Source organism: Pseudomonas sp. GD04019 (assembly GCF_029837695.1).
GTDB lineage: Bacteria > Pseudomonadota > Gammaproteobacteria > Pseudomonadales > Pseudomonadaceae > Aquipseudomonas.
In genome coordinates, this window is record NZ_JAOEEA010000007.1 from 191,724 (window position 1) to 216,970 (window position 25,247).

The 25,247-nt window shown below is 66.3% G+C and carries 19 protein-coding genes; 9 read left to right on the forward strand and 10 right to left on the reverse strand.

What is annotated here, in order from left to right; all coding sequences use genetic code 11:
• Positions 1-39: 39 nt before the first annotated feature.
• From N7607_RS13180 to N7607_RS13200, 5 genes are all read right to left on the reverse strand, one after another.
• Positions 40-1,989, reverse strand: a complete 1,950-nt coding sequence (locus N7607_RS13180; protein WP_279865275.1) for an acetyl/propionyl/methylcrotonyl-CoA carboxylase subunit alpha — start codon at positions 1,987-1,989, stop codon at positions 40-42.
• Positions 1,986-2,786, reverse strand: a complete 801-nt coding sequence (locus N7607_RS13185; RefSeq protein WP_279865274.1) for a gamma-carboxygeranoyl-CoA hydratase — start codon at positions 2,784-2,786, stop codon at positions 1,986-1,988. The genes N7607_RS13180 and N7607_RS13185 overlap by 4 nt, the downstream gene beginning before the upstream one ends.
• 130 nt (positions 2,787-2,916) lie before the next feature.
• Positions 2,917-4,524 carry a carboxyl transferase domain-containing protein gene (locus tag N7607_RS13190; RefSeq protein ID WP_279865272.1) on the reverse strand — a complete coding sequence of 536 codons (1,608 nt, stop codon included), beginning with the start codon at positions 4,522-4,524 and terminating at the stop codon, positions 2,917-2,919.
• A 112-nt stretch (positions 4,525-4,636) separates the two neighbouring features.
• Positions 4,637-5,800 carry an isovaleryl-CoA dehydrogenase gene (locus tag N7607_RS13195; protein ID WP_279865271.1) on the reverse strand — a complete coding sequence of 388 codons (1,164 nt, stop codon included), beginning with the start codon at positions 5,798-5,800 and terminating at the stop codon, positions 4,637-4,639.
• A 28-nt stretch (positions 5,801-5,828) separates the two neighbouring features.
• Positions 5,829-6,218 (reverse strand): MerR family DNA-binding transcriptional regulator, encoded by a 390-nt coding sequence (locus N7607_RS13200; protein WP_279865270.1) that lies wholly within the window; start codon positions 6,216-6,218, stop codon positions 5,829-5,831.
• Positions 6,219-6,338: 120 nt separating this feature from the next.
• Here N7607_RS13200 and N7607_RS13205 point away from each other — a divergent pair, with 120 nt between their 5' ends.
• Positions 6,339-7,106 (forward strand): 3-hydroxyacyl-CoA dehydrogenase, encoded by a 768-nt coding sequence (locus tag N7607_RS13205; RefSeq protein WP_279865269.1) that lies wholly within the window; start codon positions 6,339-6,341, stop codon positions 7,104-7,106.
• Positions 7,107-7,115: 9 nt separating this feature from the next.
• The gene (locus N7607_RS13210) at positions 7,116-8,243 is read left to right on the forward strand and encodes an acyl-CoA dehydrogenase family protein (RefSeq protein ID WP_279924025.1); all 1,128 of its coding nucleotides are present in this window, start codon (positions 7,116-7,118) and stop codon (positions 8,241-8,243) included.
• 135 nt (positions 8,244-8,378) lie between these two features.
• On the opposite strand, the gene N7607_RS13215 is transcribed toward N7607_RS13210, so the two are convergent.
• Positions 8,379-9,308: a LysR family transcriptional regulator gene (locus tag N7607_RS13215; protein WP_137973243.1), complete on the reverse strand. Its 930-nt coding sequence runs from the start codon at positions 9,306-9,308 to the stop codon at positions 8,379-8,381.
• Between the two features lie 131 nt (positions 9,309-9,439).
• Here N7607_RS13215 and N7607_RS13220 point away from each other — a divergent pair, with 131 nt between their 5' ends.
• Positions 9,440-10,669, forward strand: coding sequence for an acyl-CoA dehydrogenase (locus N7607_RS13220; protein ID WP_279865264.1), 1,230 nt, complete (start codon positions 9,440-9,442; stop codon positions 10,667-10,669).
• A 230-nt stretch (positions 10,670-10,899) separates the two neighbouring features.
• Here the strand turns inward: N7607_RS13220 and N7607_RS13225 are convergent, their stop codons facing one another.
• The 4 genes from N7607_RS13225 to xthA all read right to left on the reverse strand — a co-directional run bounded on the left by N7607_RS13225 (position 10,900) and on the right by xthA (position 14,624).
• Positions 10,900-11,082, reverse strand: a complete 183-nt coding sequence (locus tag N7607_RS13225; RefSeq protein WP_279865262.1) for a hypothetical protein — start codon at positions 11,080-11,082, stop codon at positions 10,900-10,902.
• Positions 11,082-12,068 carry a TerC family protein gene (locus tag N7607_RS13230; protein ID WP_279865261.1) on the reverse strand — a complete coding sequence of 329 codons (987 nt, stop codon included), beginning with the start codon at positions 12,066-12,068 and terminating at the stop codon, positions 11,082-11,084. The genes N7607_RS13225 and N7607_RS13230 overlap by 1 nt, the downstream gene beginning before the upstream one ends.
• Positions 12,069-12,302: 234 nt before the next feature.
• Entirely contained in the window at positions 12,303-13,667 is a 1,365-nt protein-coding gene (locus N7607_RS13235) for a substrate-binding domain-containing protein (protein WP_279865260.1), read from the reverse strand.
• 144 nt (positions 13,668-13,811) lie between these two features.
• Positions 13,812-14,624: an exodeoxyribonuclease III gene (xthA, locus tag N7607_RS13240; protein WP_279865259.1), complete on the reverse strand. Its 813-nt coding sequence runs from the start codon at positions 14,622-14,624 to the stop codon at positions 13,812-13,814.
• Positions 14,625-14,771: 147 nt separating this feature from the next.
• Between xthA and N7607_RS13245 the strand changes: the two genes are divergently transcribed.
• The 6 genes from N7607_RS13245 to N7607_RS13270 all read left to right on the forward strand — a co-directional run bounded on the left by N7607_RS13245 (position 14,772) and on the right by N7607_RS13270 (position 25,195).
• A complete protein-coding gene (locus tag N7607_RS13245) occupies positions 14,772-15,413 on the forward strand; it encodes a GNAT family N-acetyltransferase (protein WP_279865258.1) in 642 nt (213 codons plus the stop codon).
• 162 nt (positions 15,414-15,575) lie between these two features.
• Complete coding sequence (gene tpx, locus N7607_RS13250) at positions 15,576-16,076, forward strand: thiol peroxidase (RefSeq protein WP_279865257.1); 501 nt, start codon at positions 15,576-15,578, stop codon at positions 16,074-16,076.
• Between the two features lie 162 nt (positions 16,077-16,238).
• Positions 16,239-17,441 carry an MdtA/MuxA family multidrug efflux RND transporter periplasmic adaptor subunit gene (locus N7607_RS13255; RefSeq protein ID WP_279865256.1) on the forward strand — a complete coding sequence of 401 codons (1,203 nt, stop codon included), beginning with the start codon at positions 16,239-16,241 and terminating at the stop codon, positions 17,439-17,441.
• Positions 17,438-20,530: an MdtB/MuxB family multidrug efflux RND transporter permease subunit gene (locus tag N7607_RS13260; RefSeq protein ID WP_279865255.1), complete on the forward strand. Its 3,093-nt coding sequence runs from the start codon at positions 17,438-17,440 to the stop codon at positions 20,528-20,530. Before N7607_RS13255 ends, N7607_RS13260 begins: the two co-directional genes overlap by 4 nt.
• A 109-nt stretch (positions 20,531-20,639) precedes the next feature.
• Complete coding sequence (locus tag N7607_RS13265) at positions 20,640-23,747, forward strand: efflux RND transporter permease subunit (protein ID WP_279865254.1); 3,108 nt, start codon at positions 20,640-20,642, stop codon at positions 23,745-23,747.
• Positions 23,744-25,195, forward strand: a complete 1,452-nt coding sequence (locus tag N7607_RS13270) for an efflux transporter outer membrane subunit (RefSeq protein ID WP_279865253.1) — start codon at positions 23,744-23,746, stop codon at positions 25,193-25,195. Before N7607_RS13265 ends, N7607_RS13270 begins: the two co-directional genes overlap by 4 nt.
• The last annotated feature ends 52 nt before the right edge of the window (positions 25,196-25,247 follow it).

Genomic DNA, 25,247 nt, shown 5'->3' on the forward strand with positions numbered 1-25,247 from the left:
GCCTGACGGTGGACATAAAAAGCGATGTCTACCCTACGCTCAGGCCCCTTCCAGCTCTACCAGTGCGGCACCTTCGCTGACCATGTCGCCTTCGCCACAGTACAGCGCCTTGACCGTGCCGGCGTGGGGCGCGCGGATGCTGTGTTCCATTTTCATGGCTTCCAGCACCACCAGGGCCTGGCCGGCTTCCACGGCCTGGCCGGCTTCGACCAGCACGCGCACGATACTGCCGTTCATCGGTGCCGTCAGCCCGCCGTGCTGGGCGTGGCTGGCTTCGGCCTCGGCGATTGGGTCGACGCGACGTACCTCGTGCAGGCGGCCTTGCCATTCCAGATAGAGCGCATCGCCCCGGCGGATTGCCCGGTGCGCGCGGCGCAGGCCGTCCTGCTCGGTCCACAGCTGCTCGCCCTGCAGGCGCAATTGTGCCGGGCCGCGCAGGTGCACGGTATGGCGCTGCTCGCCGCAGGCGAGGTGCATATCGGTTTCCGCCGCCAACCCTGCGCGCCAGCCGCTGCTGGTGGCCCAGGGCGAGTGATAGTCCTCGTGGCTACGGCGCGGCGCTTCGCTGTGCAGCCAGGCCTCGGCGGCCAACTGCCAGAACTCGGTCGGCAGTTCGGCCACGGCCGGCAGCAGTTGTTCCTGGTGACGGGCGATAAAGCCGGTGTCCAGTTCCGCGTTGGCGAAGGCCGGATGGGCCAGCACACGACGCAGGAAGGGCAGGTTGCTGGCGAAGCCGCCGACAGCGGTTTCTTCCAACATGGCCAGCAGACGCTGGCGAGCCTGTTCGCGGTCCTCGCCCCAGGCGACCAGCTTGGCCAGCATCGGGTCGTAGAAGGGCGAGACGGTATCGCCCTCGGCCACACCGCTGTCTACCCGGCGGCCTTCACCAGCAGCCGGTTCGCGATACAGCTTGAGGTCGCCGGAGGCGGGCAGGAAGTCGTGATCGGTGTCCTCGGCATACAGGCGAACCTCGATGGCGTGGCCATTCAGCGGCACCTGAGCCTGGGTGATCGGCAGCGCCTCGCCGCGGGCCACGCGGATCTGCCAGGCCACCAGGTCGAGGCCGGTGATGGCTTCGGTGACTGGGTGCTCGACCTGCAGGCGGGTATTCATCTCCATAAAGAAGAACTGGCCGCGGGCATCGAGCAGGAACTCCACGGTGCCGGCGCCGACATAGCCGATGGCCTGGGCAGCCTTGACCGCCGCCTCGCCCATCGCGCGGCGCAGCTCGGGGCTCAGGCCGGGGGCCGGGGCTTCCTCGACCACCTTCTGGTGGCGGCGCTGGATCGAACAGTCGCGTTCGTTGAGGTACAGGCAGTTGCCGTGGTTGTCGGCGAATACCTGGATCTCCACGTGGCGCGGCTGCAGCACGTATTTCTCCACCAGCATGCGCGAGTCGCCGAAGGCGGACTGGGCTTCGCGCTGGGCGGATTCCAGGGTCTCTGCCAGCTCGGCTTCGCGCTCGACCACCTTCATGCCCTTGCCACCGCCACCGGCGGCGGCCTTGAGCAGCACCGGGTAGCCGATGCGTTCGGCGGCGACGCGGAAGGTTTCCACGTCCTGCGCCTCGCCGTGGTAGCCGGGCACCAGCGGTACGCCGGCATCTTCCATCAGCGCCTTGGCGGCGGACTTGCTGCCCATGGCGTCGATGGCGGAGGCGGGCGGGCCGAGGAAGACCAGGCCGGCGGCCTCGATGGCGCGTGCGAAACCGGCGTTCTCGGAAAGGAAGCCGTAGCCCGGATGGATTGCCTGGGCGCCGCTGGCCTTGGCCGCTGCGATGATCTTGTCGACCAGCAGATAGCTGTCGGCCGGCTTGGCGCCGCCGAGGTTCACCGCCATATCGGCTTCACGCACATGGCGGGCGCCTGCGTCGATGGCGCTGTGCACGGCCACGGTCTTCAGACCCTGGGCCTTGGCGGTACGCATCACCCGGCAGGCGATCTCGCCACGGTTGGCGACCAGCAGGGTGTCGATGTGCTTGCGGCTCATGCTTGCGGCTCCTGCCAGGCGGGCGTGCGTTTTTCCAGGAAGGCGTTGAGCCCCTCCTGGCCTTCCGGGCTGACGCGGATGCGGGCTATGGCGTTCTCGGTGTAGCGGCGCAGCGCCGGGTTGAGCACGCCGCTGGCCACTTCGCGCAGCAGGTCCTTGCTGGCCTGCATGGCCTGCGGGCTGTTGAGCAGCAGATTGTTCACCCAGCCTTCGACCTGGGCGTCCAGTTCGGCGGCCGGGTAGGCCTCGGCCAGCAGGCCCAGCTCACGAGCGCGGCTACCGGAGAAACGTTCGGCGGTCAGCGCATAACGGCGTGCGGCACGCTCGCCGAGGGCCTGGACCACGAAGGGACTGATCACTGCTGGGGCCAGGCCGATGCGTACTTCGGACAGGCTGAATAGTGCGTCGTCGGCGCCGATGGCCATATCGCAGCAACTGACCAGGCCCACCGCACCACCGAAGGCCGCGCCCTGGACCACGGCCAGGGTCGGGATCTTCAAGCCGTTGAGGTTGTACATCAGCTCGGCCAGCTCACGGGCGTCATTCAGGTTGGCGTTGTAGTCGAGCTTGGCCGAGGCCTGCATCCAGGCCAGGTCGGCGCCGGCGGAGAAGTGCTTGCCGCGCCCGCGCAGCAGCAGGAAGCGCAAGGTCTTGTCGGCGGCGATTGCGTCGATGGCGAGGATCAGCTCGCGGATCATCTCGGCGTTGAAGGCGTTGTTCTTGTCCGGGCGGTTCAGCCACAGGGTGGCGAAGCCGCGCGGGTCTTTTTCCAGCTGTACGGTAGTGAAGTCGGTCATGACGGCTCCAGGAAACTCGGTTGTGCTCCCTCCCCGCCGGGAGAGGGTTGGGGTGAGGGTAGTGGGCGAGTTGCACATGGCATCCCTCACCCCCGGCCCCTCTCCCAGAGGGAGAGGGGAGTCAAAAGCCTTACATCCGGAACACGCCGAACTGGGTCGGCTCGATGGGCGCATTGAGGCTGGCGGACAGAGCCAGGCCGAGCACGTCGCGGGTCTGCGCCGGGTCGATCACGCCGTCGTCCCACAGGCGGGCGCTGGAGTAGTAGGCGTGGGCCTGCTGTTCGTACTGGGCGACGATGGGCTGCTTGATGCGCGCCTCTTCCTCGTCGCTGAACGGCTGTCCGGCGCGGGCGGCTTGTTCGCGCTTGACCTGCACCAGCACGCCGGCAGCCTGCTCGGCGCCCATCACGCCGATCCGCGCGTTGGGCCACATCCACAGGAAGCGCGGGTCGTAGGCGCGGCCGCACATGCCGTAGTTACCGGCGCCGAAGCTGCCGCCGATGATCACGGTGAACTTCGGCACCTTGGCGCAGGCCACGGCGGTGACCAGCTTGGCGCCATGCTTGGCGATGCCGCCTTCTTCGTACTTCTTGCCGACCATGAAGCCGGTGATGTTCTGCAGGAACAGCAGCGGGATGCCGCGCTGGCAGGCCAGTTCGATGAAGTGCGCGCCTTTCTGCGCGGCTTCGGCGAAGAGGATGCCGTTGTTCGCCAGGATCGCTACCGGATAGCCGTGGATATGGGCGAAGCCGCACACCAGGGTGGTGCCGAACAGCGCCTTGAATTCATCGAACTCGCTGCCGTCGACCACACGGGAAATCACCTCGCGAACATCGAACGGCTGCTTGGCATCGGCCGGAATCACCCCGTACAGCTCATCACTGCCGTGCAGCGGAGCGAGCGGGGCGCGGACCTGCAGCTGGCCGAGCTTGCGCCAGTTGAGGTTGGCGATGCAGCGGCGGGCGATGGCCAGGGCATGCTCGTCGTCATCGGCATAGTGGTCGGCCACGCCGGAGGTCTTGCAGTGCACATCAGCGCCGCCCAGCTCCTCGGAGGTCACCACCTCGCCGGTGGCGGCCTTCACCAGGGGCGGGCCGGCCAGGAAGATGGTGGCCTGGTTGCGCACCATGATGGTCTCGTCGCTCATCGCCGGCACATAGGCGCCGCCGGCGGTGCAGGAACCCATCACAACGGCAATCTGCGGGATGCCCTGGGCGCTCATGTTGGCCTGGTTGAAGAAGATCCGGCCGAAGTGCTCGCGGTCGGGGAACACTTCTTCCTGGCGTGGCAGGTTGGCGCCGCCGGAGTCCACCAAGTAGATGCACGGCAGGCGGTTCTGCTGGGCGATGGTCTGGGCGCGCAGGTGCTTCTTCACGGTCAGCGGGTAGTAGCTGCCGCCTTTCACCGTGGCGTCGTTGGCGATGATCATGCACTCGACGCCTTCCACCCGGCCGATGCCGGCGACCACGCCGGCGGCCGGTACGTCCTCGCCGTACACCTCATGGGCGGCCAGCTGGCCGACTTCGAGGAAGGGCGAGCCGATGTCCAGCAGGCGGTTGATGCGCTCGCGCGGCAGCAGCTTGCCGCGCGAGGTGTGGCGTTCCTGGGCCTTGGCGCCGCCGCCCTCGTGGACGCGGGCGAGCAGGGCGCGCAGGTCGTTGACCTGGGTGAGCATGGCCGCCTGGTTGGCAGCGAACTCCGGCGAACGGGTGTTGATCTGGGTATGCAGGATGGCCATGTATGCCTCGTATGCTTTTGCTCCCTCTCCCTCTGGGAGAGGGCTGGGGTGAGGGTGCTGGTCAGCGCTCCCTCATCCGCCCTTCGGGCACCTTCTCCCAGGGGGAGAAGGATTATTTCGTTTCGTTGTACAGCTCGCGGCCGATCAGCATGCGGCGGATCTCGCTGGTGCCGGCGCCGATCTCGTACAGCTTGGCGTCGCGCAGCAGGCGGCCGGCCGGGTATTCGTTGGTGTAGCCGTTGCCGCCGAGCAGCTGGATGGTGTCCAGCGCCATCTTGGTGGCCATTTCGGCGGTGTAGAGGATCACCGCCGCGGCGTCCTTGCGCGATTCCTCGCCGCGGTCGCAGGCCTTGGCCACGGTGTACAGGTAGGACTTGGAGGCGTTCATGCCGGCGTACATGTCGGCCAGCTTGCCCTGCACCAGCTGGAACTCGCCGATCGACTGCTTGAACTGCTGGCGCTCGTGCACGTAGGGCAGCACCACGTCCATGCAGGCGCTCATGATCCCGGTGGGGCCGCCGGAGAGCACGGTGCGCTCGTAGTCCAGGCCGCTCATCAGCACCGCCACGCCACGGCCTTCGCCGCCGAGAATGTTTTCTTCCGGCACTTCGCAGTCTTCGAACACCAGTTCGCAGGTGTTGGAGCCGCGCATGCCCAGCTTGTCGAGCTTCTGGTGGCGGGAGAAGCCCTTGTAGTCGCGCTCGACGATAAAGGCGGTCATGCCGCGCGAGCCGGCGTTGATGTCGGTCTTGGCGTAGATCACGTAGGTGTTGGCGTCGGGGCCGTTGGTGATCCACATCTTGTTGCCGTTGAGCACGTAGCGGTCGCCGCGTTTCTCGGCGCGCAGCTTCATCGACACCACGTCGGAGCCGGCATTCGGCTCGCTCATGGCCAGGGCGCCGATGTGCTCGCCGGAGCACAGCTTGGGCAGGTACTTGGCCTTCTGCTCGTGGGTGCCGTTCTTGCGGATCTGGTTCAGGCACAGGTTGGAGTGGGCGCCGTAGGACAGGCCGACCGAGGCGCTGGCGCGGCTGATCTCTTCCATCGCTACCACGTGGGCCAGGTAGCCCATGTTGGTGCCGCCGTATTCCTCTTCCACGGTCATGCCGAGCAGGCCCATGTCGCCGAACTTGCGCCACATGTCCATGGGGAACTCGTTGTCGCGGTCGATCTGCGCCGCACGCGGGGCCAGCTCGGCCTGGGCGAACTGGTGCACCGAGTCGCGCAGCATGTCGATGGTCTCGCCGAGACCGAAGTTGAGGGTCGGGTAGCTCATGGGGTCACCTGTGTCTTGTAGTTGTAAATCAGGAAACGGGGGCTTCGGTGGCGGCCAGTGCTGCCAGGCAGCGCTCTTCGGCCGTATCTAGCTCCAGCTGCATCTGTTCGATGTCCAGCAGCTGCTGCTCCAGCTGAGCGCGGCGGGCGGCGATCTTGGCCATGAAGGTCTCCAGCTGCTTGCGGTTGCCGCTGCTGGGGTCGTAGAGGTCGATCAGTTCCTTGCACTCGGCGAGGGAGAAACCGATGCGCTTGCCGCGCAGGATCAGCTTGAGAGTCACCAGGTCCTTGGGCCGGTAGATGCGCTCCTGGCCGCGGCGCTCGGGAATCAGCATCTCCTGCTCCTCGTAGAAGCGAATGGCGCGGGTGGTGACGTCCAGCTCGCGGGCCAGATCGGAGATGGAGTAGGTGATGGACATGGCCGGCTCTCGTTTACCTTTACGTTAACGTAAACCTGTGCCAGTCTGACTGTCAATCTCGGGCTCCGGCCGCGGCCGCAGCGCCCGATCGACATTCATCGCTGGATGAGGAGTTGGCTTGTGCGTATCGAAGATTCCGTGTTCCTGATCACCGGCGGCGGCTCCGGCCTCGGCCTGGCCACGGCGCGCGAGCTGGTCGGCCAGGGTGGCCGAGTGCTGCTGCTGGACATCAACGCAGAGGCCGGCGCCAAGGCGGCCGCTGAGCTGGGCGAGCGTGCGCGCTTCCTGCGTGCCGACATCAGCAGCGAGGCCGATGGCCGCGCCGCCGTGGAAGATGCGCTGCAGGCCTTCGGCGCCGTGCACGGGCTGGTCAATTGCGCCGGCGTGGCGCCGGCCGAGAAGGTCGTCGGGCGCAATGGCGCCCACGGCTTGGACAGCTTCCGCCGCACCATCGAGATCAACCTGATCGGCAGCTTCAACATGCTGCGCCTGGCCGCGGAGGCCATGGCCAGGAATGAGCAGAACGAGGGCGGCGAGCGCGGCGTGATCATCAACACCGCGTCGGTAGCTGCCTTCGACGGGCAGATGGGGCAGTGCGCGTACTCGGCGTCCAAGGGCGGTGTGGCCGCCATGACCCTGCCGGCGGCGCGCGACCTGGCGCGCTCGGGCATCCGCGTGATGTGCATCGCGCCCGGCATTTTCGAGACGCCGATGATGGCCGGCATGCCCCAGGAGGTGCAGGACTCCCTGGCGGCCAACGTGCCGTTCCCGCCGCGCCTGGGTCGCCCGGCCGAGTACGCCGCGCTGGTCCGTCATATAGTCGAGAACGCCATGCTCAACGGCGAGACCATCCGCCTGGATGGTGCGCTGCGCATGGCGGCGAAGTGAGGTGAGCCGATGATTCCCGCCGAACAGGACATCCTGATCCGTGACATGGCCCGCCAGTTCGCCCAGGAACGGCTGAAACCCTTCGCCGCCGGCTGGGACCGCGAGCATCGCTTCCCCGCCGAAGCGCTGAAGGAGATGGCCGACCTCGGTTTCCTCGGCATGCTGGTGCCGGAGGAGTGGGGCGGTGCCGCTACCGGCCACCTGGCCTACGCCATGGCCCTGGAGGAGATCGCTGCCGGCGACGGCGCCTGCTCCACCATCATGAGCGTGCACAACTCGGTGGGCTGCATGCCCATTCTCAAGTTCGGCAGCGACGAGCAGAAGCAACGCTTCCTCCAGCCGCTGGCCAGCGGCGCCATGCTCGGCGCCTTCGCCCTGACCGAGCCGCAGGCTGGCTCGGACGCCAGCGACCTGCGTACCCGCGCGCGGCGTGACGGCGACCACTACGTACTGAACGGCGCCAAGCAGTTCATCACCTCTGGCAGCCACGCCGGGCTGGTGATCGTCTTCGCCGTGACCGATCTGCAAGCGGGCAAGAAGGGCATCAGCGCCTTCATCGTGCCGACCGATACCCCCGGCTATTCGGTGGTGCGGGTCGAGGACAAGCTCGGCCAGCACGCCTCGGACACCTGCCAGATCCAGCTCGACGAGGTGCGCATTCCGGCGTCGCTGCGTTTGGGTGAGGAGGGCGAGGGCTATCGCATCGCCCTGAGCAACCTGGAAGGCGGGCGCATCGGCATTGCCAGTCAGGCGGTGGGCATGGCCCGCGCCACATTCGAGGCGGCGCGCGACTATGCCCACGAGCGCAAGACCTTCGGCAAGCCGATTATCGAGCACCAGGCCGTGGCATTCCGCCTGGCCGACATGGCCACGCAGATCGCCGTGGCGCGGCAGATGGTGCATCACGCCGCATGCCTGCGTGAGGCCGGGCAACCGTGTCTGACCGAAGCCTCGATGGCCAAGCTGTTCGCCTCGGAGATGGCGGAGAAGGTCTGCTCGGCGGCGATCCAGACCCTGGGCGGATACGGCTACCTCAAGGACTTCCCGGTGGAACGCATCTATCGCGATGTGCGCGTGTGCCAGATCTACGAAGGCACCAGCGACGTGCAGCGCATGGTGATTGCGCGCAGCTTGTAGGCGGGTTGCGGTTTTCCCCTCTCCTTTGGGAGAGGGGCGGGGCGGCCCGCGTAGGGTGAGGGTCTTCCAGGCCACTCCGAGTCGTCTATCGCACCCTCACCCCAGCCCTCTCCCAGGGGGAGAGGGAGCTAGGTCTCAGGCCTGTTCGGCGGCCTTCTTCTCCTGGACGCCGATCTGCTGGGCCAGCTCGATCAGCTGCTCGCGCATCCAGCGGTTGGCCGGGTCCTGGTCGGTGCTCTCATGCCAGTACAGGTGGGTTTCCAGGGCCGGTACATCACTCACCGGCAGCTCCACGTAATGAAGGTTGTGGCGACGGGCGAAGCGCTCCGGCACTGTCATCGCCATGTCGGTGTTGTGCAGCACGGTGGAAGCCATCAGGTAATGCTGCGAGCGCAGGGCCACCTTGCGTTGCAGGCCCATCTTGCCCAGCGACAGATCGATGTAGCCGAGGCCGCTGCGACGGCTGGAGATCTGGATATGGGTCAGCGACAGGTATTCGTCCAGGCTGATCTTGTCCTTGGCCAGCGCATGGCCGGGGCGCAGGGCGCAGACGTAGCGGTCTTCCATCAGCTTGACATGGCGCACCTGCGGGTCGGTGTTGAGTACCGCGTCCACGGCGAAGTCCAGGCGGCCGGCGGCCAGTTCCTTGGTGGTCTCGCGGCGCTTGGACTGGAAGCTCTCGATCTGCACCGCCGGGGCTAGGCGGCGCAGGCGCTGGAACAGCGCCGGCAGCAGGATCTGCTCGGACAGGTCGGTCATGCTGATGCGATAGGTCTTGTTCGCCTGCTTGGCGTCGAAGGTGCGGCTTTCCTGCACCGATACGCGCAGCAGCTGCAGGGCGTTGCGCACCGGGCCGATGATGTTCTGCGCCATCGGTGTGGGCACCATGCCCTGGGCGGTGCGCACGAACAGCGGGTCGTTGAAGGTCTCGCGCAGGCGGGCCAGGGCGTTGGACACGGCGGGCTGGGTGATGCCGACGATCTGCCCGGCACGGGTCAGGTTGGCCTCGGTATAGATGGCATCGAAGACGATGAAGAGGTTGAGGTCTACCTTGTTCAAATTCATGGTCTTCTCCATGGAAACAAGCCTCATCACATATTGCTTATGAATGTTGATAAGGCAGGAAAATAGCTTAGATAAATCGTGGGTGCTGTTCTAGCATCATTCCACATCGAAGCCAACCACAAGGTGTCCCCATGGATTTCGCCTACTCCCCCAAGGTCCAGGAACTGCGTGAGCGCGTTACCGCGTTCATGGAAGCCCACGTCTACCCGAACGAAGCCGTGTTCGAGCAGCAGGTCAACGAAGGCGACCGCTGGCAGCCGACCGCGATCATGGAAGAGCTCAAGGCCAAGGCCAAGGCCGAGGGACTGTGGAACCTGTTCCTGCCGGAATCCGAGTACGGCGCCGGTCTGACCAACATGGAATACGCACCGCTGGCCGAGATCATGGGCCGCTCGCTGATGGGCTCCGAGCCTTTCAACTGCTCCGCGCCGGACACCGGCAACATGGAGACCCTGGTGCGCTACGCCACCGAGGCGCAGAAGAAGCAGTGGCTGGAGCCGCTGCTGTCCGGCGAAATCCGTTCCGCCTTTGCCATGACCGAACCGGGCGTGGCTTCCTCTGACGCCACCAACATGCAGGCCAACGCCGTGCGTGACGGCGACGAGTGGGTGATCAACGGCCGCAAGTGGTGGACCTCCGGTGCCTGCGACCCGCGCTGCAAGATCATGATCTTCATGGGCCTGACCAACCCGGACGCGCCGCGCCATCAGCAGCACTCGATGATCCTGGTGCCGAGCGACACCCCCGGCGTGAAGATCCTCCGTCCGCTGCCGGTATTCGGTTACGACGACGCCCCGCACGGCCACGCCGAAGTGGTGTTCGAGAACGTGCGCGTGCCCTATGAGAACGTGCTGCTGGGCGAAGGTCGCGGCTTCGAGATCGCCCAGGGTCGCCTCGGCCCGGGCCGCATCCACCACTGCATGCGCTCCATCGGCATGGCCGAACGTGCGCTGGAACTGATGTGCAAACGCGCCGTCAGCCGCACCGCCTTCGGCAAGCCGCTGGCCCGTCTGGGTGGCAACATCGACCACATCGCCAACTCGCGCATCGAGATCAACCAGGCCCGCCTGCTGACCCTGAATGCCGCGTACATGATGGATACCGTGGGCAACAAGGTGGCGCAGAGCGAGATCGCCCAGATCAAGGTGGTGGCGCCCAACGTCGCGCTCAACGTGATCGACCGCGCCATCCAGATCCACGGCGGTGCCGGTGTCTCCAACGACACCCCGCTGGCCTACTTCTACGCCATGCAGCGCACCCTGCGCCTGGCCGATGGCCCGGACGAAGTGCACCGCGCCGCCATCGGCAAGTTCGAGGTGGGCAAGTACGTGCCGCGTGAGGCGATGAAAGCCAGCCGCTGATTCCGGCTGCAATGCACGAGGCCCGCATCTGCGGGCCTCGTCGTTTCTGTAGCCCGGATGCAATCCGGGGCGGAGTCGCCTGTGTCCCGGATTGCATCCGGGCTACGGCGGCCTATTCCCTCTCCCCTCGGGGAGAGGGACAGGGAAGGGGGCTGCCAGCACACCCTCTCCCCCGGTCCCTCTCCCGTGAACGGGAGAGGGGAGCAACCGCCTTTCGCGGGCCTCGCTATTCAACCTTCCTTGCCGTTGTCGTCGCGTGCCTGCTGGCGCAACCAGCTGAAGCGCTGGTGCAACTGGGCGGCGAAGGTGCGCGCCGCCAGTTCCTCATGGAAGGTCAGGGTCCTGCGCCCCAGGCACACCAGCCACAGGGTGCGGCCTTTGCTTTCACGCAGCTCGATACGCACATCAGGCATCAGGGCCCGGTCTCCTGGTTGCGGGTCTTCAGCAGCGACAGCAGCACACCGCCGGCCAACAGTCCAAAGGTTACGCCGAGCGAGAGCAGGGCGGGAATCTTGCCGATAAAGCCGTGCAGGAAGATCTTGCCGCCGATGAAGATCAGCACCAGCGCCAGGGCGTACTTGAGGTAGACGAAGCGGTGCATCAGCGCCGCCAGGGCGAAGTACAGCGAGCGCAGGCCGAGGATGGCGAAGATGTTCGAGGTGTAGACGATGAACGGGTCCTGGGTGATGGCGAACACCGCCGGCACGCTGTCCACGGCGAACACCAGGTCGGCCAGCTCGATCAGCACCAGGGCGAGGAACAGTGGCGTGGCGTAGAGCAGGTGCTGGCTGGCGCCGTCCGGGCGCTTGCGGATGAAGAAGTGCCCGCCATGCAGCTCGTCGGTGACCCGCATATGCCGTCGCAGGAAACACAGCATGGGGTTCTGCGACAGGTCGGGATGCTGCTCCTCGCGGCTGAACATCATCTTCACCCCGGTGAACAGCAGGAAGGCGCCGAAGATGTAGAGGATCCAGTCGAACTCCTGCACCAGCGCCGTGCCCAGGCCGATCATGATCGCCCGCAGCACGATGACCCCGATGATGCCCCAGAACAGCACCCGGTGCTGGTAGCGCCGGGGAATGCCGAAGAAGCCGAAGATCATCGCCATGACGAACACGTTGTCCATCGACAGCGACTGCTCGACCAGGAAGCCGGTGTAGAACTCCAGCGCGCTCTGCGAGCCCAGCTCGTACCAGACCCACAGGCCGAACAGCACCCCGACACTGAAATAGCCGCTGTACAGCAGCAGGCTTTCGCGCATCTCGATCTCGTGCTGGTCGCGATGGAGGATACCCAGGTCCAGCACCAGCAGGGCGATGACGATGCCGAGGAAACTCAGCCACAGCCAGGTGGCGGTGCCGAGCATGGGGGTATTGAGGAATTCGAGTAGCTGGCTCATCGGCCCCTCCGTCGCTGTCAGTCAGACAGTGACTCCGACATCGCGGCGAGGGTTCGCCGCCAGAGGGGCCCGGCGTCACTGAAGGCTGCGTATGCAGCCGTCAGGGACAAGGCTAGTTCAGTCGCCAGGGGCAGCAACTCGGCGAAGGTGCCTGAATGTTTTCTCTACGTGCGGGAGATGGTGCCCGTAGGGCGGGTGAGGCAGACGAGCTTTGCTATGCCTAACCCCGGCCCTTCAATATACCCACACCTCGACGCGACGGTTCTTCAGGCGTCCGTCGTCAGCGCTGTTGGTCGCCACCGGCATCTGCTCGCCGAGGCCGGTGATTTCGCGGAAGATCACGCCGCCCTTGGACAGGCCGCGGCGCACGGCCATGGCGCGCAGCTTGGACAGCAGGGCGGCGCGCTGCGGATCGCTCTTGGCGTCGCCGAAGCCGACCAGCACCACCTTCTGGCGCATCTTGTCGTTGGCCTTGAGGTAGTCCAGCAGCCGGGCGATATCGCGCTGGGCCTTGTTGTCCAGCTCGGCGCTGCCTTCCTGGAAGCGGAAGTTGACCGACAGGCGCTGGGCCTCGTCGGCCAGCTTGCGGTAGTCCGCCGGCATCTGCGCCGAGGCCTCGACCTTGACCGCCTGTACGGTCTGCGGGATGAAGCCGGTCTTGGCCACGATGGCCTGACCGGCCGGGCTATGGGCGAATTGCACCAGCGACTGCACCCACTCGTTGGTGGTGCCGGGCGGGTTGTACAGGAACAGCCGACGCGACAGCGGATAGTCTTCGGTGGCGATCAGCGTGGTGCTCGGCAGCATCGGTTGCGACTGGCCATCGGCGATCGCCAGGGGCTTGCTCTGGCGCACGTACGGCAGGCCGATGAAGCCGATGCCGCCGGCGTCCTGGCTGACGCCGTCGGACAGCTGGTCGCTGGACTCGAAGCGTTTGGCCGCGCCACCCAGGCTCTTGCCATGGGCGGCCAGGACCAGCTCCTTGAAGGTATCGAAGGTGCCCGACTTGTCGTCGCGGGCGTACAGCCGGATCGCCCCGGGATTGCCGCCCAGGGCACTCCAGTCCTTGATCTCGCCGGCGAACACGGCGGCCAGCTGCTCGGTGGTGAGCGCGCTGACCGGGTTGCCGGGATGGACGATGATGGCCAGGCCATCGATGGCGATCACCTGTTCGGCACTGCCGCCGCGCATATCGCCAAGTGCCTGCAGCGTCCCGGCCTCGGCATCCTTGATCGGCCGCGAGGAGGCGGCCAGGTCGGCGCTACCATCCTGCAGGGCGACGAAGCCGGTGCCCGAACCATGGGCCGCCACGTTCACCTGCAGGGTACGGCCCAGCTTGTCCTCGGCCAGCACGCGCTGCTCGTTCTCCGCGCCTTTCTCGATACGCACGTTGGCAAAGCCCTGGCTCTCGTAAAGGCCGCTGACCAGGGCCGGGCCGAGCTTGGCGCCGATGGTGTTGGAACCCTGGATGCGCATTAGGGTGGTGCTGTCAGCGGCGAACACCGACCAGGGCAGGGCGTAGCAGATGAAACCGAGGAACAGCCATGCGTAAACATGGCCGAGGTTGTGCCGATCACTGACTGGCAGGGCGCGCGACATGTAGCAGACACCTTCTAGGGGGCTGGGAAAGTGCGCGCAGAATAAGTCGGTTAAGTTGCAGTCAGGTTACAGTGCGCCGCTCTGGAATGCGGGCTTGGCATAAAAAAGGCCACCTTGCGGGTGGCCTGGTTCGGGCGCTGCGAATCAGCTCAGTTCCAGCCAGATCGGCGCGTGGTCGGATGGCTTCTCCATGCCGCGCAGGTCGTAGTCGATGCCGCCGTCCTTGAAGCGCGCCTGCAGCGCGGCGGTGGCCAGGATCACGTCGATGCGCAGGCCGCGCTTGGGCTCGTCCTCGAAGCCGCGGCTGCGGTAGTCGAACCAGCTGAAGCGATCGTTCACCGCCGGGTTGAGGTGGCGGAAGCTGTCCGTCAGGCCCCAGCCCTTGAGGGTGGCCAGCCATTCGCGCTCTTCCGGCAGGAAGCTGCACTTGCCGGTCTTCAGCCAGCGCAGGCGGTTGGCTTCGCCGATGCCGATGTCGCTGTCTTCCGGGGAGATATTGATGTCGCCCATCACCACCAGCGCCTGGCTCGGGTCGAAGCGCTCCACCAGCAATTGCTGCAGGTCGGCATAGAAGCGCTGCTTGGCCGGGAATTTCACCGGGTGGTCGCGGCTCTCGCCTTGGGGGAAGTAGCCGTTCATCACGGTCACCGGGTTGCCGTGCTGGTCGGCGAAGGTGCCATAGATGAAGCGGCGCTGGGACTCCTCACCATCGTTGGGGAAGCCCTTGTGCAGTTCCAGCGGCGCCTGGCGCGAGAGCAGGGCCACGCCGTAATGGCCCTTCTGGCCGTGGTAGTGCACGTGGTAGCCGAGCTGGCGGATCTCGTCAGCCGGGAACTGATCATCGGCGACCTTGGTTTCCTGCAGGCCGATCACGTCCGGCTGGTGTTTCTCGATCAGCGCCTGCAGCTGGTGCGGGCGGGCGCGCAGGCCGTTGATATTGAAGGAAACGATCTTCATGAAGGGCTACCGGCAGGGAAAACCGCGATGCTAGCCCAGCTCCCGCGCGGCGGCCAGCGTCTGGCGAGGGTAGGGCGGCGGTGCTACCTTGGCTGGCGACCCGTCGGATGCATAACAACAAGAAACTCTCAACAAGAGGTCAGCCTGATGCCCCACCGTACCGCCGAAGTCCGCCTGCTCGATCATGGCTACAGCCGCGAGGCCCGCTCGTTGCTGTACCACGCCTACCGCCATGACCCGACCTTCGCCTACCTGTTCGAGAGCGAGCGCCCAGGCTTCGACCAGCGCGTGCGGGCCACGGTGCGCGAGCTGGTACATCAGCATTTCGCCGAGGAGCTGCCGGCCATCGGCCTGTTGATCGAGGAACGCCTGGTGGGCATCGCCCTGATCGCGCCGCCGATCCGCCGGCTGGGCATCACCGAAAGCTGGGGCTGGCGCCTGCGCATGTTGATGACCACCGGCTTCCGCTGCACCAAGCGCTATCTGGAATACCACGATGCGGTGCTCGCCTGCCTGCCACCAGGGCCATACCACGTGCTGCCGCTGCTCGGCGTGCACCCGCAGTTCCAGGGGCAGCGTCTGGGCGAGCAACTGCTCGCCGCGCTGCATGAGTGGTGCGCCGAGGATGCCGGCTCGCAAGGCGTGGTGCTGGATACCGGCAACCCGCACTACCTGGAGTTCTACAAGCGCCAGGGGTACGAAGAAATCGGCGAAGTGGCGGTCGGACCGATCCGCGAGCATGTATTCTTCCACCCCAATCCCCAGCCGGCGCAGCAGGCAAGCGCCTGACGGTCTGCTGCGCGTCGGCCATGCGTCGTTGGAAAAGGGCCGCGGGTGCTCATTTACTATTCAGTAAACTCTGCGCCCTCGGCCCTTTACGCGGGGCCGCCAAGGCCTAGCCTGGCTCTAGCTCGCTAGACCGTATGCAACTCAACCAAAGAAGGACTCGCAATGGCTCAAGTAACCCTCAAGGGCAACCCTATCCAGGTCGACGGCCAGCTGCCGCAAGCCGGTCAGCAGGCCCCGGCATTCAGCCTGGTGGCCAAGGACCTCTCCGACGTGACCCTGGCCAGCCTGGCCGGCAAGCGCAAGGTGCTGAACATCTTCCCGAGCATCGATACCCCGACCTGCGCCACCTCCGTGCGCAAATTCAACGCCGAGGCCAGCGCGCTGCCCAATACCGTGGTGCTGTGCATCTCCGCCGACCTGCCGTTCGCCCAGGCGCGCTTCTGCGGTGCCGAAGGCCTGGACAACGTGGTCAACCTGTCCACCATGCGTGGCGCCGAGTTCCTCAAGGACTACGGTGTGGCCATCGCCAACGGTCCGCTGGCCGGTGTTTCCGCCCGCGCCGTGGTGGTGCTGGACGAGCAGGGCAAGGTGCTGCACAGCGAGCTGGTCGGCGAGATCGCCGATGAGCCGAACTATGCCGCCGCCATCGCTGCACTGAAGTAATTTCCGCGTATCGCACGACGGCCTGCCAGCTGCAGGCCGTTGTCGTTTCTAAATTTCCAACTTCTTGTTACGTCTAAGAAGGGTAAAAAGGCGGTAAAGACCCTTTGCCTGGCTGCTGGGAGTACTTATCGTTCACCCTCCCCAGGATAGTGATCTCGCACCATGCCCGAATCCCGTCGTTTTCCTAAACTCTCCCGTCGCTGGCTGATCGCCCTGGCCGTGCTGCTCGGCGCCGTACTGGTGTGGTGGCTGCTGCCCGGCAAGCCGGAACAGAAGAAGGCGGGCAACAGCCCGTGGGAGGGCCCGGTGCCGGTGCGGCTGACCGAGGTCGGCAGCGGCGACTTCCCCATCGAACTCAAGGCCCTGGGCACCGTCACCGCGTTGAATACGGTCAACGTGCGCTCGCGGGTGGACGGCGAGCTGGTCAAGGTGTTCTTCGAGGAGGGTCAGCTGGTCAAGGCCGGCGACCTGCTGGCGCAGATCGACCCGCGCCCGTACCAGGTGGCGCTGCAGCAGGCCGAAGGCACCCTGGCGCAGAACCAGGCGCAGCTGAAGAACGCCGAGACCGACCTGGCCCGTTACCAGGGCCTGTACGCCGAAGACAGCATCGCCAAGCAGACCCTGGACACCCAGCAGGCGCTGGTCGGCCAGTACAAAGGCACGGTGAAGAGCAACCAGGCCGCCGTCGCCGATGCCCGCCTCAACCTGGACTTCACCCGTATCCGCGCGCCCATCACCGGCCGCCTCGGCCTGCGCCAGGTCGACCTCGGCAACCTGGTGCGCAGCAGCGACACCACGCCGCTGGTGGTGATCACCCAGGTCGAACCGATCGCCGTCAACTTCACCCTGCCGGAGAAGGACCTGCCGCCGGTGCTGGCCAAGGTGCGCGACAACCAGAAGCTGCTGGTACAGGCCTGGGACCGTGGCGAGCAGCAGTTGCTGGCCGAAGGCGAGCTGCACAGCCTGGACAACCAGATCGACGTGGCCACAGGCACCGTCAAGCTCAAGGCGCGCTTCAGCAATGCCAGCGAGCAGCTGTTCCCCAACCAGTTCGTCAACGTGCGCCTGCGCGTGGAAACCCGCCAGCAGGCCACGCTGATTCCGTCCGCCGCCGTGCAGTTCGGCGCCCGCGGCACCTTCGTCTTCGTCCTTGGTGCCGATGACAAGGTGCAGCTGCGCGATATCAAGGTCGGCGCCAGCGACGGCGCCACCAGCCTGATAGATTCGGGCCTCAAGGTCGGCGAACGCCTGGTGCTGGAAGGCACCGACAAGCTCAAGGAAGGTAGCCAGGTGCAGGTGATCGGCGACGAGCCGGGCGCCCTGGCGCAACCGCAAGGCAAGGCCGCACAGAAGCAGGGCGCATGAACGTTTCACGCCTGTTCATCCTGCGGCCGGTCGCCACCACGCTGCTGATGGTGGCGATCTTCCTCACCGGTCTGATCGCCTACCGCCTGCTGCCGGTGTCCGCGCTGCCGGAGGTCGACTACCCGACCATTCGCGTGCTCACCCTCTATCCGGGCGCCAGCCCGCAGGTGATGACCAGCGCGGTGACCGCGCCGCTGGAACGCCAGTTCGGCCAGATGCCGGGCTTGAAACAGATGTCCTCGACCAGTTCGGGCGGCGCCTCGGTGATCACCCTGCGCTTCACCCTGGACGTCAACCTGGACGTGGCCGAGCAGGAAGTGCAGGCGGCCATCAACGCCGCCACCAACCTGCTGCCCGACGACCTGCCGGCGCCGCCGGTGTACAACAAGGTCAACCCGGCGGATACCCCGGTGCTGACCCTGGCGATCCGCTCCAACACCTTGCCGCTGACCCAGGTGCATGACCTGATCGACACGCGCATGGCGCAGAAGATCGCGCAGATCAGCGGCGTCGGTCTGGTCAGCCTGGCTGGCGGCCAGCGCCCTGCCGTGCGCATCAAGGTCAACCCAGAGGCCCTGGCCAGCCATGGCCTGAACCTGGCCGATGTGCGCACACTGATCGCCGCGCAGAACGTCAACCAGCCCAAGGGCAACTTCGACGGCCCGACCCGTGTCTCGCAGCTGGACGCCAACGACCAGCTCAAGTCCGCCGACGAGTACCAGGATCTGATCCTCAAGTACGAGAACGGCGCGGCCCTGCGCCTGCGTGACGTAGCCAAGGTGGTCGACGGCGCCGAGAACGAGCGCCTGGCCGCCTGGGCCGACCGCAACGAGACGGTGCTGCTGACCATCCAGCGCCAGCCGGGGGCCAACGTCATCGAGGTGGTCGACCGCATCCAGCGCCTGCTACCGCAGATCACCGCGTCGCTGCCGGCGAGCCTGGAAGTGCAGGTGCTCACCGACCGTACCCAGACCATCCGCGCAGCGGTCAAGGACGTGCAGTTCGAGCTGGTCCTGGCCATCGGCCTGGTGGTGCTGGTGACCTTCCTGTTCCTACGCAAGGTCTCGGCCACCGTCATCCCATCCATCGCCGTGCCGCTGTCGCTGATCGGCACCTTCGGCGTGATGTACCTGGCCGGCTTCTCGATCAACAACCTGACGCTGATGGCCCTGACCATCGCCACCGGCTTCGTGGTGGACGACGCCATCGTCATGCTGGAGAACATCGCCCGCCATCTGGAGGAGGGCGAGACACCGTTCAACGCCGCGCTCAAGGGCGCCCGGCAGATCGGCTTCACCCTGATCTCGCTGACCTTCTCGCTGATCGCGGTGCTGATTCCGCTGCTGTTCATGGCGGATGTGGTTGGGCGGCTGTTCCGCGAGTTCGCCATCACCCTGGCCGTGGCCATACTGATTTCCCTGGTGGTGTCGCTGACCCTGACGCCAATGATGTGCGCGCGCCTGCTCAAGGCCGAAAAGGAAGAAGAGCAGGGGCGTTTCTACAAGAGTGCCGGCGCCTTCATCGATGGACTGATCGCGCGCTACGCCGTGGGCCTGACCTGGACCCTGCGCCACCAGGGCCTGACCCTGCTGGTGGCCCTCGGCACCCTGGCGCTCACCGTGATCCTCTACCTGGCCGTGCCCAAGGGCTTCTTCCCGGTGCAGGACACCGGGGTGATCCAGGGCATCTCCGAGGCGCCGCAGTCGATTTCCTTCAAGGCCATGAGCGAGCGTCAGCAGCGCCTGGCCGCGGTGATCCTGCAGGACCCGGACGTCTCCAGCCTGTCGTCCTACATCGGCGTCGACGGCGACAACCCGACGCTGAACAGCGGCCGCCTGCTGATCAACCTCAAGCCGCACCGCGAGCGCGATGTCACCGCCAGCGAGGTGATCGAGCGCCTGCGCCCCGAGCTGGCCAAGGTGCCGGGCATTGCCCTGTATCTGCAGCCGGTGCAGGACCTGACCATCGAGGACCGGGTCAGCCGTACCCAGTTCCAGTTCAGCCTGGAGTCGCCGGACGGCAAGCTGCTGGACGAGTGGACGCCCAGGCTGATCGCCGCCCTGAGTGAGCAGGCGGAGTTGCGCGATGTCGCCAGCGACCTGCAGAACCAGGGTCTGCAGGTGTTCCTCAACATCGACCGCGATGCCGCTTCGCGCCTGGGCGTGAGCGTCGGCGATATCGATGATGCGCTGTACGACGCCTTCGGCCAGCGGCAGATCTCCACCATCTTTACCCAGGCCAGCCAATATCGCGTGGTGCTGGAGAGCATGGGCGCCGGCGAGCTGGGCCCGCAGGCCCTGCAGCGCATCCATGTGGCCACCGCCAGCGGCGGCCAGGTACCGCTGGCCTCGCTGGCGCGGGTCGAGGAGCGCCCGGCCAGCCTGCTGGTCAACCATATCGGCCAGTTCCCGGCGGTCACCGTGTCCTTCAACCTGGCGCCAGAGGTGTCGCTGGGTGAGGCGGTGGCGGTGATCGAGCGAGTGGAGCAGGAAATTGGTATGCCGGCCGGCATCCAGACCCAGTTCCAGGGCGCCTCCGAGGCTTTCCGCGCCTCGCTGTCGTCGACTCTGCTGCTGATCCTGGCGGCCATCGTCACCATGTACATCGTGCTGGGCGTGCTCTACGAGAGCTATATCCACCCCATAACGATTCTGTCGACGTTGCCCTCGGCCGGCGTCGGCGCGCTGCTGGCGTTGCTGCTGACCGGCAATGACCTGGGTCTGATCGCCATCATCGGCATCATCCTGCTGATCGGCATCGTCAAGAAGAACGCGATCATGATGATCGACTTCGCCCTGGAGGCGGAGCGCAACCAGGGCATGGCACCGCAGGAGGCCATCTACCAGGCCGCGCTGCTGCGCTTCCGGCCGATTCTGATGACCACCCTGGCTGCGCTGTTTGGCGCCATCCCGCTGATGCTGGCCTCGGGCTCCGGCGCCGAGCTGCGCCAGCCGCTGGGCCTGGTGATGGTCGGTGGCTTGCTGCTGAGCCAGGTGCTGACGCTGTTCACCACCCCGGTGATCTACCTGGCCTTCGATCGCCTGTCGCGGCGCCTGCTGGGCCGTAGCGCGTCTGGGGTGCCGGCGTGAATTTTCCCGTCTGCACGGATAACTCCCTCTCCCTTTGGAAGAGGGTGCTATCGGCCGCTCGTCCCTCATCCGGCCCTTCGGGCCACCTTCTCCCGAGGGGAGAAGGACAGTGAACCTCTCCGCGCCCTTTATCCGCCGGCCGGTAGCGACCCTGCTGCTGAGTCTGGCGATCATCCTCGCCGGGCTGGTCAGCTTCCGTCTGCTGTCGGTGGCGCCGCTGCCGAACATGGATTTCCCGGCCATCGTCATCAGCGCCAATCTGCCGGGCGCCAGCCCGCAGACCATGGCTTCCAGCGTCGCCACGCCGCTGGAGCGGGCGCTGGGCAGCATTGCGGGCATCAGCGAGATGACCAGCCGCAGCGCCCAGGGCAACACGCGGATCATCATCCTGTTCGAGATCGGCCGAAACGTGGACGCCGCCGCTCGCGAGGTACAGGCGGCGATCAATGCCTCGCGCAACCTGCTACCCAGCGGCATGCGCACCATGCCGACCTACGAGAAGTTCAACCCGTCGCAGGCGCCGATCATGGTGCTGTCGTTGACCTCGCCGCAGCTGGACAAGAGCCAGCTGTACGACATGGCTTCCACCGTGATCGCGCAGAAGCTGTCGCAGGTGCAGGGCGTGGGCAAGATCGAGATCGGCGGCAGTTCGCTGCCGGCGGTGCGGGTCGAGCTGGAGCCGCGCCTGCTGGACCAGTACGGCGTGGCCCTGGACGAGGTGCGCAACGCCATCGCCGAGGCCAACCGCGACCGGCCCAAGGGCGACCTGGCCGACGCCGACCGCCACTGGCAGATCCAGGCCAACGATCAGATGCACAAGGCGGCCGAGTACCAGGACCTGATCATCCGCTACGAGAACAACGCCCCGGTGCGCCTTAGCGATGTGGCCAAGGTCCGCGATTCGGTGGAGAACCGCTACAACTCCGGCTTCTACAACGACGAGAAGGCCGTGCTGCTGGTGGTCAACCGCCAGCCGGGCGCCAACATCATCCAGACCATCGAGGATATTCGCCGCGACCTTCCGGCCCTGGAGGCCGTGATGCCGGCCAGCGCCAAGCTGGAAGTGGCGATGGATCGCTCGCCGGTGATCCGCGCCAGCCTGCACGAAGCCGAGCGCACGCTGCTGATCGCCGTGGGCCTGGTGATTCTGGTGGTGTTCCTGTTCCTCGGCCGTTGGCGCGCCTCGTTGATTCCGGCGCTGGCAGTACCGGTGTCGTTGGTTGGCACCTTCGCGGTGATGTACCTGCTGGACTTCTCGCTGAACAACCTGTCGCTGATGGCGCTGATCATCTCCACCGGCCTGGTGGTGGACGACGCCATCGTCGTGCTGGAAAACATCTCGCGGCATATCGAGGCTGGCGAGAAACCCATGGCGGCGGCCTTCAAGGGCTCCCAGGAAGTGGGCTTCACCCTGCTGTCGATGAACCTGTCGCTGGTCGCGGTGTTCCTCTCCATCCTGTTCATGGGCGGCATCGTCGGTAGCCTGTTCCGCGAGTTCGCCGTGTCCCTGACGGCGGCCATCCTCATCTCCCTGGCGGTGTCGCTGACCCTCACGCCCATGCTCTGCGCGCGCTGGCTCAAGGCCGAGGAGGAAGAGCGCGAGCCGGGCCGTCTGCAGCAGATCGGCGCGCGGGTGCAGGAGCGCGTGCTGGCCTTCTACGGGCGCAGCCTGGAATGGGCGCTGGCGCATTCGCGGCTGACCCTGTTCATTTTGCTGCTGACCATCTTCGGCAATTTCTACCTGTTCGCCACGGTGCCGAAGAACCTGGTGCCCGAGCAGGACACCGGCCAGCTGATCGGCTTCGTGCGTGGCGACGACGGCCTGTCGTTCCAGGTCATGCAGCCGAAGATGGACGCCTTCCGCGACGGCCTCCTCAAGGACCCGGCGATCCACAGCGTGGCCGGCTTTATCGGCGGCGAGAGTGGCATCAACAACGCCTTCCTGGTGGTGCGCCTGAAGCCCATCGCCGAGCGCGACATCTCGGCGCGCGAGGTGATGGATCGCCTGCGCGACAACCTGCCCAAGGTGCCCGGCGCGCGGCTGATGCTGATGTCCGACCAGGACCTGCAGTTTGGCGGCCGCCAGGGCCGCAGCTCGGAAAACGAGTACGTGCTGCTGGCCAGCGAGATCTCGCTACTCAAGGAGTGGCTGCCCAAGGTGCGCGACGCCCTGGCCAAGCTGCCGGAGCTGACCGATATCGACGCCAACGAGGGCGAGGGCGCCCAGCAGATCAATCTGGTGGTGGACCGCACCACGGCCCAGCGCCTGGGCGTGGATATGGCGATGATCACCAGCGTGCTGAACAACGCCTTCAGCCAGCGGCAGATTTCCACCATCTACGAAACGCTCAACCAGTACAGCGTGGTGATGGAGATCGACCAGAAATACGCCCAGTACCCGGAGGCGCTGGACCAGATCCAGGTGATCAGCGCCGATGGCCAGCGCGTGCCGTTGTCCGGCTTCGCCCGCTGGGAGCGCAGCCTGGAGGAGGACCGGGTCAACCACCAGGGCCAGTTCGCCGCCGAGAGCATCGGCTACACCCTGGCGCCGGACGTGACCCAGGACCAGGCCAACGCGGCGATCCGCCGGGCCGTGGCCGAACTCAACCTGCCCACCGAGGTGCAGGGCACGCTCGGCGGCACCGGTGGCCAGTTCGAGAAGGAGGCCCAGGGCCAGCCGGTGATGCTGCTGATCGCCCTGCTGGTGGTGTACATCGTCCTCGGCATCCTTTACGAGAGCTACATCCACCCGCTGACCATCCTCTCCACGCTGCCCTCGGCGGGGGTCGGTGCACTGGCGGCGATCCTGCTGACCGGCAGCCAGTTCAGCATGATGTCGCTGCTCGGCCTGTTCCTGCTGATCGGCGTGGTGAAGAAGAACGCCATCCTGATGATCGACCTGGCCCTGGAGCTGGAGCGCAACGAACACCTGAGCCCGCAGGAGTCGATCCGCCGCGCCTGCGTGCTGCGCTTCCGGCCGATCATGATGACCACCCTGGCCGCCATGCTCGGCGCGCTGCCGTTGCTGCTGGGCCAGGCCGAAGGCGCCGAGATGCGCCAGCCGCTGGGCCTGGCCATCGTCGGCGGGCTGATTCTCAGCCAGCTGCTCACCCTCTACACCACCCCGGTGGTCTACCTGTACCTCGACCGTCTGCGCCATCGGGTCAACCGCTGGCGTGGCGTGCGCACTGACGCCGCCCTGGAAACTCCGTTATGAAGTCCACATTGCCCCGCATTTCCTTCCTGTTCGCTGCCCTGGCCATGGCTGGTTGCGCCGTCGGCCCGGATTATCTGCGTCCGCAGAGCGCGCCCTCGGCCGAGTTCAAGCAGGCCGCCGGCTGGAAGTCCGCCGCACCGGCCGACACCGAGCTGCGTGGAGATTGGTGGAAACTGTATGGCGACGCCGAGCTGGATGGCCTGATCGAACGCCTCAACGCCGACAACCAGAACCTGGCCAGTGCCGAGGCCAAGTACCGCCAGGCGCGGGCACTGGTGCGTGGCGCGCGGGCCGGCTTCTTCCCCAGCGTCGGGCTCAATACCGGCGTGACCCGCGCCGGCCAGGGCGGAGGCGACAGCACCATCGGCACCACCGGTGGGGTCAGCGTCAGCGGCGCCAACGCCTCGACCGTGTCCAAGAGCTACGAGGCCAGCCTCGGCGTGAGCTGGGAGCTGGACCTGTGGGGCAAGCTGCGCCGCCAGCTGGAGTCGGAAAATGCCGGGCTGGATGCCAGCGAGGCCGACCTGGCCGCCGTGCGTCTCAGCCAGCAGTCCGAACTGGTGCAGAACTACCTGCAACTGCGGGTGCTGGATCAGCAGCAGCGCCTGCTGAACGAAACCGTCGCCGCCTACAAGCAGGCCTTCCGCATCGCCGAGAACCAGTACAAGGCCGGCATCGTGCCGAAGTCCGACGTGACCCAGGCGCTGACCCAGCTCAAGAGCACCGAGGCCGAGGCGGTTGACCTGGAATACCAGCGCGCCCAGCTGGAGCACGCCATTGCCGTGCTGATCGGCGTGGCGCCTTCCGAGTTCGAACTGGCGGTGCGCGAGGAAGTACCTGCGCTGCCGAGCGTACCGGTCAGCCTGCCGTCGACCCTGCTGGAGCGCCGCCCGGACGTGGCTGCCGCCGAGCGACGGGTGATGGCCGCCAACGCCGAGATCGGCGTGGCCAAGGCCGCCTACTACCCGGAGCTGAGCCTGAGCGCTACTGGCGGCTATCGCAGCGGCGGCCTGGACAACTGGATCAGCTCGCCCAACCGCTTCTGGTCCATCGGTCCGTCCTTCGCCCTCAACCTGTTCGACGGTGGCCTGATCCGTTCGCAGGTCGAACAGGCCGAGGCCAGCTACGACCAGACCGTGGCCGACTACCGGCAGACGGTGCTGGACAGCTTCCGCGAAGTGGAGGATTACCTGGTGCAGCTGGCCGTGCTGGAGCGCGAGGCGGTGGTGCAGCAGGAGGCGCTGGACGCCGCCCGCGAATCGCTGCGCCTGATGCTCAACCAGTACCGCGCCGGCACCGTCGAGTTCACCGATGTGGTCAGCGTGCAGACCACCGCGCTGTCCAACGAACGCACCCGCCTGACCCTGCAAGGCAGCCGCCTGACCGCCAGCGTGCAGCTGGTCGCGGCGCTGGGTGGCGGCTGGCAGGGGTTGCCGGTAGAAGAGTAGGGAGCTTGTGGGAGCGGCCTTGGCCGCGATTGGGCCGGCCAAGAGTCATCCG

Excerpts from the sequence above, each read along its gene's own strand:
- N7607_RS13180 (WP_279865275.1), bottom strand. The coding sequence starts at position 1,989 with ATGAGCCGCAAGCACATCGACACCCTGCTGGTCGCCAACCGTGGCGAG.
- N7607_RS13185 (WP_279865274.1), bottom strand. The coding sequence starts at position 2,786 with ATGACCGACTTCACTACCGTACAGCTGGAAAAAGACCCGCGCGGCTTC.
- N7607_RS13190 (WP_279865272.1), bottom strand. The coding sequence starts at position 4,524 with ATGGCCATCCTGCATACCCAGATCAACACCCGTTCGCCGGAGTTCGCT.
- N7607_RS13195 (WP_279865271.1), bottom strand. The coding sequence starts at position 5,800 with ATGAGCTACCCGACCCTCAACTTCGGTCTCGGCGAGACCATCGACATG.
- N7607_RS13200 (WP_279865270.1), bottom strand. The coding sequence starts at position 6,218 with ATGTCCATCACCTACTCCATCTCCGATCTGGCCCGCGAGCTGGACGTC.
- N7607_RS13210 (WP_279924025.1), top strand. The coding sequence starts at position 7,116 with ATGATTCCCGCCGAACAGGACATCCTGATCCGTGACATGGCCCGCCAG.
- N7607_RS13215 (WP_137973243.1), bottom strand. The coding sequence starts at position 9,308 with ATGAATTTGAACAAGGTAGACCTCAACCTCTTCATCGTCTTCGATGCC.
- N7607_RS13220 (WP_279865264.1), top strand. The coding sequence starts at position 9,440 with ATGGATTTCGCCTACTCCCCCAAGGTCCAGGAACTGCGTGAGCGCGTT.
- N7607_RS13225 (WP_279865262.1), bottom strand. The coding sequence starts at position 11,082 with ATGCCTGATGTGCGTATCGAGCTGCGTGAAAGCAAAGGCCGCACCCTG.
- N7607_RS13230 (WP_279865261.1), bottom strand. The coding sequence starts at position 12,068 with ATGAGCCAGCTACTCGAATTCCTCAATACCCCCATGCTCGGCACCGCC.
- N7607_RS13235 (WP_279865260.1), bottom strand. The coding sequence starts at position 13,667 with ATGTCGCGCGCCCTGCCAGTCAGTGATCGGCACAACCTCGGCCATGTT.
- xthA (WP_279865259.1), bottom strand. The coding sequence starts at position 14,624 with ATGAAGATCGTTTCCTTCAATATCAACGGCCTGCGCGCCCGCCCGCAC.
- N7607_RS13245 (WP_279865258.1), top strand. The coding sequence starts at position 14,772 with ATGCCCCACCGTACCGCCGAAGTCCGCCTGCTCGATCATGGCTACAGC.
- tpx (WP_279865257.1), top strand. The coding sequence starts at position 15,576 with ATGGCTCAAGTAACCCTCAAGGGCAACCCTATCCAGGTCGACGGCCAG.
- N7607_RS13255 (WP_279865256.1), top strand. The coding sequence starts at position 16,239 with ATGCCCGAATCCCGTCGTTTTCCTAAACTCTCCCGTCGCTGGCTGATC.
- N7607_RS13260 (WP_279865255.1), top strand. The coding sequence starts at position 17,438 with ATGAACGTTTCACGCCTGTTCATCCTGCGGCCGGTCGCCACCACGCTG.
- N7607_RS13270 (WP_279865253.1), top strand. The coding sequence starts at position 23,744 with ATGAAGTCCACATTGCCCCGCATTTCCTTCCTGTTCGCTGCCCTGGCC.